This is a genomic window from Kitasatospora sp. NPDC096077 (assembly GCF_040303245.1).
Classification (GTDB): domain Bacteria; phylum Actinomycetota; class Actinomycetes; order Streptomycetales; family Streptomycetaceae; genus Kitasatospora.
The window spans coordinates 1-11,348 of record NZ_JBEOSV010000122.1; the positions used below are offsets into that span (position 1 = coordinate 1).

The following is an 11,348-nucleotide window of genomic DNA, read 5'->3' on the forward strand; positions in this document are numbered from 1 at the left end:
ACGGATCCCCCGGTGATCATGAAGCGTAGAGAACTCCATGATCGGGTGAGCCGTGCCTGCCTTGCTGCAACCACCTACTGGCGGACGCCCTAAGCCAGTTCGGGCTGCAACGGGCGTGACGGAAGATCCGACAACCCTTGAGTGTCGCCACGCCCCGTTCGACCGGGTACCGGAACCGGGCGTGGGCCCGGTTGAGCGATCTCTGGCCGGCGGTGAGCTCTTTGCCGGGCTTGCGTCTGAGTGCGACGGCGAACGTCCCCTGGCACCGGTGTAGGCCAGGTCTGCCAGGACCGGGACACGAAGTCGGACGCAGGTTGTCACGATGCGGTGGGTGCGGGCGGCGGTCGGGTCGTGGGTACGGCCCGGAAGCGCGCGTGAGATCCGGAGGAGCCTTCCTTCGGGATCGGTGATGACTTGCAGGTTCATGCCGTGGCGGCGGTGCTTGCCGCTGTAGTCGGCGCGGCCGTCGCCGACGCGGTCGCACTGCGACTGGTTCGCCTGGGTGGAGGATGCTCCTGCCCTGGCTGGCGGGCTTCTGCGTGCCGGTTATGAACCTCTGACTCTGTCCGGGTCTCCTTCCGACCAGCAGCTCGATTTCTGCAAGCAGGGCGTGGAGAGCAGCTTCGCTCTCCTGGGAAAGGACCGATCTGGGCGCGTTGCGGTCGCCGGCGGCCCCTGGGCCGGGGAGAGATGGCCAGAGGGCATGCTCGATGCTTCTGTTGGCCGTATCGGTGCACTGCAGTGTCGGATCATCAGTCCCCGCGCTCAGATCGAGATCAAGCAGATGATGCCGGTCTGGGTCCCGGGCCGGCCCCGCCGGAGGAAGGACGCCGAGGACATCACCCGGCTGGAGGTGGCCCTGGGAGAGCAGGACGCCCGCCCGGCATGAAGGCTTGCGGACCCGCACGGCCGCTGACGTCTGCATGTGGCAGAACGAGTGCGCCTACGCGGGATCGATGACGACGAGGGCCGGCTGCTGCTGAGGATCATCCGCCGCGGCTCCGGGTCGGTGGTGACCTGGCGGCGGGCCCAGATGGTCCTGTTGTCCGCGCAGGGCATGCCGGTGGCGAGGATCGCCGAGGTGGCGTTCACCAGCGCGGACCGGGTCCGGGGCGTGGTCCACAACTTCAACGCCGACGGCTTCGACTCCCTCTGCCCGAAGTACGAGGGCGGCCGCCCCAGGACGTTCACACTGCCCGAACGCCGCGAGATCAAGAAGATCGCCAAGTCCAGGCCAGCCGAGCACGGCCTGCCGTTCTCAACCTGGAGCCTGGCCAAGCCGGCCGACTTCCTGGTCGCCGAGGGGGTGGTCGACGACTTCAGCCACGAGGGCCTTCGGGTCCTGCTCCGCGAGGAGGGCGTCTCCTTTCAACGTAAAGACCGCCAAATCCGTCAGGCCTGGTACATTCACCGCTGGGACACCCGGCCCGCCAGCCCCCGCATCTGGTAACCCCAGCTCACCCCTGCTGGAGGACGCTCTCATGGGCGTCAGCTCCTGCCACCAGGATCAGGGCGACCGCCTCGTCGAGGGCGGCGATCTCCTCCTGGGTGAGGGTCGGATTGGCGGCCCGCCGGGCCCGGGCCTCAGGCAGCAGCATGCCTTCGGTACCGCCGAGTTGACGCACCAGAGCGGGGAGGACGGTCCGGGCGACCTCGGCGGCGGCCGGCATGGTGAGCGCCGCCTGCGCGAGGATCAACGCGGCCATCGCGGTGTCCAGGCCGGGAGGGCCTTCCTGAGCGGTGGCCCAGTCGATCACCACAGGGCCGTCGGGGGTGAGGAAGACGTTCTCCGGGTGCAGGTCGAGGTGGACGATGCGGTGGGCGGGGTCGGCCCCGGCCCGGGGCGGGATGGCGTGCAGTCGCAGCAGTAGAGCGGCCAGCAACTCACCCGCCTGCTCGCCGCTGAGCGTGCCCGCGACCAGCGCCTCACGCATCGTCGGCCCCGACAGCCGCTGCATCACCAACTCCCCGGCTGCCGCGCCCGGCCACACCGCCGGCACCGGATACCCGTGCCCGGCCAGGTACGCCATCATCAGCGCCTCACCGGTGGCGTCCTCCCCGTCGCGGTATCGCCGCACCACCCGGTCCTCGTCGAGGGCGAACACATCCGCCGTCCGCCCCACCCCGATCAACTCCCCGATCTCCATCTGGCAGAACTTACACCGAGCGCCGCCGGCGCTGCGTCGGGTTCTTCATCGCCCTGGCCACCGCCATCGTCACCATCCGCAGTCTGATCCGACGAGCTTGGTTCACCTACCGCTGGGACACCCGACCTATCAGCCCTCGCATCCGATGACCTACTGGCGGACGCTCTGATCCGCCGGGGACGAGCGGTCATGTTGTGGCACTCCGTGTGCTGGAGTGGCCCGCCCCGGGCAGTGAGTTCCTCGACTGCGAGTTCGTGGTGTCGACCGGGACCGTCAATGGCAGTTTTTCCCGTCGGCATCACGCACTATGACCTGGACCAGTGGGAGAAGGCCTTGGAGGAGCTGGCCGGCGACCGGTTCGTCTCGTGGCTGAAGTCCGGTCGGACGGTACGGCTCGGGATCAAGCCGTCGGCGTCCGGAGCGGTCGGGGTGTCGCTTCAGGACGCTCCGTCCTCGCAGGTGACGGTCAGCCTGCCTCTCTCACCGGCGGCCGGCTGGATCGAGGACCGGCGCGCGTGTCTCGATCACGCGCGACGGACGTTTGTCGGCTGACCGTTCCGGCCCCAGCTGCTGCCTCGGCGCCTTCGGCGACGCCGGAGGCGGTGGCGCGACCTCGGCGGTTGCCTCGGTACGCCGGGTCCGGTGTGCCGTTGTCTCCGCAGCCGCCCTGCCCGGGGCCCGCCCGCTGTGCCCGCCCGTTGGCTGTCGTCGGGGCCGGCCCGCCGCCTCGCCGTTCGTCCTGGTGTGTGTCAGTGGTGGCGGGCAGGGTGTTGATCATGTTTGCGGGATGGTGGCGTGTCCGGCCGGAGTCGGAGCGTGTGCGGTGGGTGCTGGAGCCCTTCACGGCGGCTCAGCCGGTGGTGGTGGCGGTGATGGCCGTGACACCGGTGGCGCCGCCGGGGATTTCGATCCACGGTGTCCACGTGCCGGCGTCGTAGTCGGCGTCGCGGCTGTAGACCTTGTTGTCCTCGTTGACGGCGACGACGTGGACGACGTTGCCCTCGGCGCTGCTGCTGATCGCCGTCAGGCGGTTGTCGCTGACCTTCTGCCACTGCGGGTCCCAGTGGCCGAGGTCGTAGTGGCCGTAGGTGGTGAAGAGGTCGCCGCGGCTGCCGATGATCTGGAGGTCGACGGTGTTGCCGCGGGCGGCGGCGGTGATGCCCCACCCGGCCGCCGCCCTCGACGACGGCTCGCAGGATCTCCTGTGCCCGGCGCGGCAGGCGGCTGCAGTAGGCACGCGCTCGTTCGGTCGTCCAGCACTCGGCGGAGACGTCGGTCACCGTGGCCTCCGGGCGCCTGGCTACGACGAACAGCTGGTCCAGGACCTCAGGGGTCGGGCCCTCGACGGTGATCGTGATCCGCATGGCGCACACGATGGTGCGCCCCGTGTGGTCGGCGGTCAACGACACGTTCGGTCATCACCGAAGTGGGCGAAGCGCCGTGCCGGGCCGACCATTTACGGGCTTGGGGGCCGGGCCGGCGCGGTCTGCAGGGAGGGGGTGGTGCCGGGTCGGCACCCGGCACCACCCCCGTGGGTTAGTCCCGTCGGCCGCGCAGGATGCGCGAGCCGAGGTTCAGGCGCGTGGTCGCCGCTCCGGCGCAGCCGCCGAGGAAGAGGGCGGCAACGGCAGGGCACCCGAGGGCGCGGCACAGGAAGGTGATGGCCGTCAGGGTGATCAGGATGACGGTCATGTCGATGACGGCCGCCCATGGGCCGCCGGGTTTCGGTTCGCCGGTGAGGCCGAGGAGGTCGGTGACCCGGCGGTGCCTGCCGGGGCTCATGAGAGCTGGCCGATCAGGCAGCCGGCTCCGGCGACCGTGACCGCGCCCCAGGGGCCGCCGCCGAACTTCACCAGGCGCAGACCGTTGCGGGCGCGCTGGATGTTGATGCTCACGTGGTGGGCCTGGACGGGGACGTAGGTGGTGAGTACGCCCATGCCGCACTTCTTTGCGGCGTTCTTGGCGACCTTGCCGGTCTTGTTCCAGTTCCAGCTCCACGGGTTCCACCAGGGGTCCGCGACGACCGGGAAGGCGGTGGCGGTGGTGAAGTCGACGGTCTGGATCAGGGTGGCGCCGTCGAGCCGGTAGGAGGTGGGGACGTCGTTGCCGCGGGCGTCATTGGCCCAGGGGGCCGTGATGGCCGCGACGGGCTCGTCGGGGTTGGCGGGGACGATGACGATGGAGCCGTCGGGTTCCTGGCGCAGGCTCGTGCCGCCGGGCAGGCTGACCGGTACCCGGTACTCGCGGGGCGCGCCGGCGTTCTTGATGACCTGGAGGGTGCGGCTGCCTCCGGCGAGGGTGGGCTGGACGACGGTGTCGACCGGGGAGGCGGCGTCGGCGTAGACCACGCTGCCGCCGATGTTCACGCCCTGCGTGTTCCGGGCGGCGGTGCTGATGCCGACGGCGGGGATGTCGTCGGGCTTGACCTCGGTGGCCTGCTTCGGGTCCCAGGGCACGGTGACGGTGCCGGTCGCGGTCTCGGCGATGGCCGCGTACCGGCTGTCGCTGGTGCTCGCGGGGGTGATGTCGGCGGCGTCCAGCACGGCGTTCGCGGCGCCGAGGGCGTCCATGGCGGCGCCCGGCTTCCATCCGGTGTCGACCGTGAAGGTCACCGGCTCCGACCAGCCGTTGGCGTAGTGCTGTCCGTCATAGGTGGTGGTGCGGAAGGTGTAGGCGCGGCCGCTGGCGAGCTTGCCCGCCGGGACGGTGGCGGAGGCGGTCTGGCCGGAGCGCACGAAGCCGGAGTTGAACAGCGCGACGACCTCGCCGGTGCTCTTGTCCTTGACCTCGAAGGTGCCCTGCACCTTGTCGTCCTCGTTGGTGTCCTCGGTGGTGAAACGCAGCGTGGGCGTGAGGCTGTTGACCTTGTAGACGCCGCCCTCGCTGTGGAACGGCGCTCCGGCCTGGAGGTTGCTGCCGGTCCTGGGGCGGTAGTTGAAGGTGACGGTCAGCTTCGGGGTCTTGTCCTCGGTGCTCTCCGAGGAGTGGAAGCGCTTCCAGGCGTAGGTGTCGTTCTCGTCCACGGCCTTCAGCGCCACCGAGCCGGTCGTGGCCTTGGCGCTGGCCCAGGTCTTCGCCAGTTCGGTGACGTCCGCGCCGGCCCAGCCGGCGTTGTTGCAGGTACTGCTGCGGGTGTCGGTGGAGGTGGCCACCTTCTGCTTCAGGGCGGGCTGCTTGGTCCAGCGGCTGGAGGTGTCGGCGGGGTCGGCGGCCCAGACCTCCCAGCCGCGCTTCTCGCACGACCAGGAGTGGTAGTTGTACAGCTCCAGCCTGGCGTCGGTGACCAGCGCGTCGGCGAACTGCCCGGTCTCCCAGGTGAGGAAGGAGCGGGCGGTGCGCTTGGTGGTGCCGGCGTAGTCGCCGGGCCAGCCCAGCTTGAGGTCGGTGGACGCCGACTGGTCGGTGGTGTCGCCGCCCTGGACGAAGGTGTCGAACATGACGGCGAGGGTGTCGGTGGCCGGGTCGATCGTCACCGGGTACTGGGTCGCGGGGTCCGCCAGGAACGCCGGGTCGGGAGTGAGGCGCAGCTCGACGGTGTCGCCGTCCTGGGCGACCGTCATCGGCACCCGGGCGGTGCGTTTGCGCTCGCCGGAGCGCTCGTCGACCTGCGCGTCCCACATGACCGGTGCGGGCATGGTGGCTACGTTCTCACCGCTCTTGCGGTCGTTGAACAGGACCGATCCGTCTTCCTGCTGAACGGCGTTCAGGCCCGGGAGCTTCAGCGGCAGTGTCATCGGCGCGGCGTCACCGGCGGGGCGCTGCTTGAGGGTGAGGTACTGCTCGAAGCCGGTACGGGTGGCCTCCACCACCAGGTCGGCCCCGGGCATCGCGTCCGGGTAGGTCGCGCGGGTGCCGTCCAGGACGGGGGCCGGCAGGCCGCCCTTCCACTGCACGCCGATCTTCCGGTCACCGGTGCCCAGGGTGATCAGGTCGCGGGCGGCGGAGGACGGGGCCTGGGCGGCCGCGCTCACCGAACGGGCCCTGGTCCCGCCGGGGCCGGCCAGCCGCAGCCCGCCCGGGTGCGCCTCGGGCACGATCGCGCCGTCCGGCTGCCGCTTCAGGGTGGCGTCTACGGCGACCCACTTGCCGTCCCTGAGCATCCTCACGGGCCCGGCGCTGACCTCGGTGGTCAGAGTTCCAGTGGCGTCGGCCCAGGTGGTGGACGTCTCGGTCCTGCGGTCGAGGACCTCCACCCTGCGGTTGAACACCTGCGCGGCGAGCAGCGCGGACTCGGCGGTGGCGGCCTCGGTGACGGGCTCGCCCAGCGGGGCCTTGGCGCGGGTGGCCTCCAGCACGGCCTCGCGCCCGGCGGCCGTGTCCGGCTCGGCGGCCAGAGCCGGAACGGCCGAACCGAGCAGGGCCAGGGCGGCCAGCGCCGAGACACCGCCCGCGGCGACGGCTCGGCGACGGCTACGTCGGATTGACGACATGTCTGTCCTTGCGTTCAGGGTCGGCCCCTCGCCTGCTGGGCGTGACCCGCGATCAGTAACGCCAAGACATTAAAGGCTTGGCAAAGTGCAAGCAAATTAAGTACATGAAATATCAGGATCACGTCAAAGCGATCAGCTGGCTGATTCGGCCGAGCACTCCCACGCGGCGGCCGAGGAAGATCGCGAGCCGGTCGTGGCCTTGGCGCTGGCCCAGGTCTTCGCCGGTTCGGTGACGTCCGCGCCGGCCCGGCCGGCGTTGTTGCAGGTGCTGCTGCGGGTGTCGGTGAAGGTGGCTATTTTCTGCTGCACGACGCCCTGGACGGTGACGCTGCCACAACCGGCCCGCAGGGCCACGTTCGCGTCCTGGCAGTTGTCCCGCGCGGTCTGGCTGCGGGGCCGGATGGTCTGGCCGTCGACTGTGAGGGTCGCCCCCGGGGTTGGACTGGCCCAGGGTGACGGGCTCGTCCGAGCCGGTCGGCCTCAGCCGCATGACTGAGTGTCAGACCGCCCAGCATCTCGTTGTTGTCGCCGACCGAGGTGGTCATCTCCATCCCCGACGCGAACGGCATCGTCCGGTAACCGTTGCGCCCCTCCTGGGCGGTGCCGAGCTGAACGGGTCCTCGTACGCTACGGCAGGTGCGGCACTCATCATTGACGGCAGCACCCCCGGACCCGGCCGCGACGCCGCCAGGACACGCCAGCCGCCGTATGCCACCCTTCACCGGAGGACGCGAAAGGGACGTACACCGTCCGTTCTGCGGCGAAGCAGCCGGGTGGAGCCGCAGTACGAGTGAGCGGCCGCCTGGCCGGGCGCGATCCCGGCAACGCTGGGCCCGCCCCCCTACGGGAGGGGGTCTGGGCCTGTAGGCCGGGAAGGTGATCCGCCGAACCATTTCCTCGTGTCGCCAAAGAGAAGGCAAAGTAACCATATGAACTGCGTGATATGCGCATTCCCTTCCGAGCCGGGCGACTCGCCACGGTCATCGCCCTCCTGGGGGTTCACTCCTAGTGAGCTGGTTCGGAGTCGGGTGGGTGGGTGACAGCAGGCTCGCGCCGTTGCTGCTCTCCGAGGCGGAGCGGCAGGTGTTGCAGGGGTGGGTGAAGCGCCGGACGACCGCACAGGGGCTGGCCTTGCGGGCATGGATCGTCCTGGCGTGTGCGGAGGGCGGCAGCATCGTCGCGGTGGCCGCCCGGCTGGGTGTGAACCGCGGGACCGTGACGAAGTGGCGGGCCCGCTTCCTGCGCGAGCGGCTCGACGGCCTGGCCGACGAGCCGCGTCCGGGAGTGCGGCGCACCATCACCGATGCCCAGGTGGAGGAGGTGGTGGTGCGGACGCTGGAGGAGGTGCCGCAGGGCGGCACGCACTGGTCCAAGCGCGAGCTGGCCCGCAAGGTCGGCATCTCGCCGTCCAGCGTGCTGAGGATCTGGCACGCGTTCGGGCTGCAGCCCTGGCGCACGGAGGTGTTCAAGGTCTCCCCGGACCCGATGCTGATCGACAAGATCCGGGACGTCGTGGGCCTCTACCTGGCACCGCCGGCGAACGCGGCGGTGTTCGCCGTCGACGAGAAGCCGCAGATCCAGGCACTGGAACGGACCGCACCGGTGCTGCCGATGCTGCCCGGGGTGCCCGAACGCCGCAGTTTCGACTACGTCCGCCACGGCACCGTCGACCTGTTCGCGGCCCTGGACGTCGCGACCGGCAAGGTCATCGGGAAGATATCGGCCCAGCACCGCGCGGTGGACTTCCGCGACTTCCTCGACGAGATCGACCGCCAGACCGAGCCCGGTCTGGCGGTCCACGTGATCTGCGACAACCTCTCCGCCCACAAGGCGCCCGTGGTGCACCGCTGGCTGCTGGCACACCCGCGCTTCCAACTGCACTTCACCCCGACCTACTCGTCGTGGATCAACCAGGTCGAGCGCTGGTTCGCCGAACTGGAACGGCGATGCCTCGAACGAGGAGTCCACTGCTCGCTGGACGCTCTCAAAGCCGACCTCGAAGGCTGGATCAAGATCTGGAACGAGAACGCCAAACCGTTCAAGTGGACCAAGACCGCCGACCAGATCATCGACCGAATCTGCCGCTACTGCTCACGCATCTCCGAACCAGCTCACTAGAACGGGGGCTCCACACTGAACCAGCCCGTAGCGGACCAGGGATCGTCCTGCTCTCGCCGCTCCGCCGCCTCCCGCTCCCGCCGTTCGGCAGCGGCGCGGCTCTCGGCGATCGTGGGGATGGAGTCGAGGGCCTCGGCCGGGCGGCCGTGCCTGATGAGCATGTCGGGCAAGTCGTGGCGGACCAGGTCGTGGGTGGAGGAGCGGAGCAGTGCGAGGGCTTCCTCCAGCCGGCCGTCCAACTCCAGCAGCCGTGCGAGCGCGGTGTCCCACCTGCCCGGCTCCTGCTCGTTGAGGGCGGTGGCCTCCGCGATGCCCTCCTTGCAGCGGCCAGCCTCTCCCAGTAGCCAGAGCCTCAGGGAGCGGACCTGGTCCGGGTGCTCCTTGACGTATTCATCGGTGCGGGCGTCCAGGAGTTCGAGTGCTCGGCCGGGTCGGCCGTCCTCGACGAGCAGTTCCAGCGCCCACTGGAGGAAGTTCCAGCAGTCGTAGTACTCGTAGGTGGGCCGGCCGGTCTCGACGGCCTCGTCGATCCTCCCCTGACGGACGAGCAGACGCATCAGCGCCGCCCGGTCCTTCGGATGGTCGTGGGCCTCGATCCCGTCGCGCAGCACGGTCTCCGCCTCGTCCGCCCGCCCCGCGTCCTCCAACGCCTTCGCGTACACGTCGAGGGCTGAGCGGTGGTCTTCGGCGGCGAGGGCACCCAGCTCGTCAATCAGGCCCTGCCGGGCGAGGAGCTCCGCGTAGTACTCCGGGAAGTTGCCGGGGTGTCGTCGGCCCGAGGCCCTCTCGGCGCGCAGGACCGCGACGGCCTCGTCCGTGCGCCCGGCCCGCTCCAGCACCCGGGAGATCAGGAGCAGTACGTGCCAGAGTCCGGTTCGGCCCGTCCCGCAGTCCCCGCCGCATCGTCGGCACGCCGCGCTCTCGATGGGCTCCAGTCGCTCGGCCTCCCGCGTGAGCACGTCCAGGACCAGGTCGTCACGCCCCTGACCTTCGGTGATCTCGACGAGGTGGGACCGGAGCCAGTACTGCCCGAGATGGGGCGTGAGCACATCGACGGCCTCCTCCACCCGTCCGGCCTTCGCCAGCAGTTCGGCGTAGCTGGCACACACGTGACCGTCGCCCAGCTCGGCCGGATCCGGACGCACCATCGCGAGTGCCTCGTCGCCCTCGCCCCGGCGGATCATGATCTCGGCCGCGACCAACTCGGCGGCCCGCCAGCCGATATCCGTGAACGGGTCCACCACGGCCAGCGCCCGATCGAACTCCCCGGCCGCACACAACTCCCGGGCCGCCGCCTCCGCACAGTTCCAGTCCCCACGCTCCCGTGCCGCCTGGATCAGCAGTTCCACCTGCCCCAGGTCAAGGAGGGTCCGCACCATCCGCGGGTAGACGCCACCATGGCTGCGCGCCTGCCAAGAAAGATCATCACTGTTCACGCGGGCACCCTACGAACTGCCACCGACTGCCTCCGCCCAGCCGGAGCCGGGTTACAGATCCCGCCCGGCTCGCGAAACGGTGAGAATCCGACAAGGCGGATGAGATCGAGTGAGAATCCGCCAACTGCAATGCGACAGGACACAAACAACATGGCAGGCCATCAGCTCACGCGGCTCTCAGTCGCTGTTGCTGTATCGATCTGGGTGGGCGTGAGTTCGACGCTGTCGACTCGGTTGGGTGATCCTCTGGCCGGCCGAGCATGGAAGTGGGGCCTCCCGTACAGCTCGTGGGTGTCGAATCCAACCGAGCAACAGGAGGCCCCTGGTGCTGCAGTCTTCCGTGCCCGTGCCGATGTCGTCCAACTCCGTTGCCCTGGGGTGTGATTGCCTCGCTCACCGGTTCGGGAACGCCGGGGATCGCCCGTACAGACATCCGAGGTATCCGTCGGACATGAGTGACACGGAGTGGGCCGTCGTACGTGACGCGATGCCCGTCCCGGCATGGCTGGAAGGAAGAGGCGGGCAGCCGGAGGGCTACTGCCACCGGCAGATGGTCGACGCTGTGCGCTACCTGGTCGCCGGCGGCATCGCCTGGAGGGCGGTGCCCGCGGATTTCCCCGCGTGGGACCGCGTCTACGCCTTCTTCCGCCGCTGGCGTGACAACGGCCTGGTCACCGAGTTCCACGACCGGCTGCGCGATCGGGTCCGCCAGGCAGCGGGCCGCGACCCAGAGCCGACCGCCGGGATCATCGACTCCCAATCGGTGAAGGGGGCCGCGTCAGTGCCGGCCGCGACCCGGGGCTTCGACGGCGCGAAGAAGGTGAACGGCCGCAAGAGACACATCGTGGTGGACACCCTCGGGCTGCTGCTCGTCGTGACGGTCACCGCGGCCTGCGCCACCGACCGCGAGGCCGGCCGGACACTGCTGGCACGACTGCGGATGCGGCACTGGCGCATCACGCTGGTCTGGGCCGACGGCGGCTACACCGGGCACCTGGTCGACCTCGCCCGCGACGCCTGGCGGATCGCACTGACCGTGGTCAAACGCACCGACGACACCACCGGCTTCGTGGTGCTGCCGAAAAGATGGCTGGTGGAACGGACGTTCGCGTGGCTGATGCGCTCACGCCGCCTCGCCCGCGACTACGAGTCCCGCACCGACACCTCCGAGGCGATGATCAAGTGGTCGATGAGCATGGTCATGAGCCGCCGGCTCG

Annotated in this window: 10 protein-coding genes and 3 pseudogenes; 6 read left to right on the forward strand and 7 right to left on the reverse strand. The window is 69.9% G+C overall.

Annotated features, from left to right (window positions below; all coding sequences use genetic code 11):
- Positions 1-16 precede the first annotated feature (16 nt).
- Positions 17-489: pseudogene (locus ABTZ03_RS43470) on the reverse strand (transposase family protein); the annotation flags it as partial.
- A 214-nt stretch (positions 490-703) separates the two neighbouring features.
- Here ABTZ03_RS43470 and ABTZ03_RS43475 point away from each other — a divergent pair.
- A complete protein-coding gene (locus tag ABTZ03_RS43475; RefSeq protein WP_350518814.1) occupies positions 704-889 on the forward strand; it encodes a hypothetical protein in 186 nt (61 codons plus the stop codon).
- 36 nt (positions 890-925) lie between these two features.
- A pseudogene (locus tag ABTZ03_RS43480) lies at positions 926-1,375 on the forward strand (helix-turn-helix domain-containing protein); the annotation flags it as partial.
- Between the two features lie 82 nt (positions 1,376-1,457).
- Here ABTZ03_RS43480 and ABTZ03_RS43485 read toward each other — a convergent pair.
- Positions 1,458-2,147 carry a phosphotransferase gene (locus ABTZ03_RS43485; RefSeq protein ID WP_350518815.1) on the reverse strand — a complete coding sequence of 230 codons (690 nt, stop codon included), beginning with the start codon at positions 2,145-2,147 and terminating at the stop codon, positions 1,458-1,460.
- 5 nt (positions 2,148-2,152) lie between these two features.
- Here ABTZ03_RS43485 and ABTZ03_RS43490 point away from each other — a divergent pair.
- Positions 2,153-2,296: pseudogene (locus ABTZ03_RS43490) on the forward strand (IS5/IS1182 family transposase); the annotation flags it as partial.
- Positions 2,297-2,423: 127 nt separating this feature from the next.
- Positions 2,424-2,699, forward strand: coding sequence for a DUF5959 family protein (locus tag ABTZ03_RS43495; RefSeq protein WP_350518816.1), 276 nt, complete (start codon positions 2,424-2,426; stop codon positions 2,697-2,699).
- Positions 2,700-2,997: 298 nt separating this feature from the next.
- Here ABTZ03_RS43495 and ABTZ03_RS43500 read toward each other — a convergent pair whose 3' ends face one another.
- The 4 genes from ABTZ03_RS43500 to ABTZ03_RS43515 form a co-directional block, all read right to left on the reverse strand.
- Positions 2,998-3,384: a hypothetical protein gene (locus ABTZ03_RS43500; protein WP_350518817.1), complete on the reverse strand. Its 387-nt coding sequence runs from the start codon at positions 3,382-3,384 to the stop codon at positions 2,998-3,000.
- A gap of 299 nt (positions 3,385-3,683) precedes the next feature.
- Complete coding sequence (locus tag ABTZ03_RS43505; protein WP_350518818.1) at positions 3,684-3,929, reverse strand: hypothetical protein; 246 nt, start codon at positions 3,927-3,929, stop codon at positions 3,684-3,686.
- Positions 3,926-6,577 carry a DNRLRE domain-containing protein gene (locus ABTZ03_RS43510; protein ID WP_350518819.1) on the reverse strand — a complete coding sequence of 884 codons (2,652 nt, stop codon included), beginning with the start codon at positions 6,575-6,577 and terminating at the stop codon, positions 3,926-3,928. The genes ABTZ03_RS43505 and ABTZ03_RS43510 overlap by 4 nt, the downstream gene beginning before the upstream one ends.
- A 132-nt stretch (positions 6,578-6,709) precedes the next feature.
- A complete protein-coding gene (locus tag ABTZ03_RS43515) occupies positions 6,710-6,931 on the reverse strand; it encodes a hypothetical protein (protein WP_350518820.1) in 222 nt (73 codons plus the stop codon).
- A 678-nt stretch (positions 6,932-7,609) separates the two neighbouring features.
- On the opposite strand from ABTZ03_RS43515, the gene ABTZ03_RS43520 reads away from it, so the two are divergent.
- Positions 7,610-8,695, forward strand: coding sequence for an IS630 family transposase (locus ABTZ03_RS43520; RefSeq protein WP_350518821.1), 1,086 nt, complete (start codon positions 7,610-7,612; stop codon positions 8,693-8,695).
- On the opposite strand, the gene ABTZ03_RS43525 is transcribed toward ABTZ03_RS43520, so the two are convergent.
- Positions 8,692-10,071, reverse strand: a complete 1,380-nt coding sequence (locus tag ABTZ03_RS43525; protein ID WP_350518822.1) for a tetratricopeptide repeat protein — start codon at positions 10,069-10,071, stop codon at positions 8,692-8,694. The genes ABTZ03_RS43520 and ABTZ03_RS43525 overlap by 4 nt on opposite strands.
- A 511-nt stretch (positions 10,072-10,582) precedes the next feature.
- Between ABTZ03_RS43525 and ABTZ03_RS43530 the strand changes: the two genes are divergently transcribed.
- A partial coding sequence (locus ABTZ03_RS43530) for an IS5 family transposase (protein WP_350518823.1) occupies positions 10,583-11,348 on the forward strand: 766 nt, incomplete at its 3' end.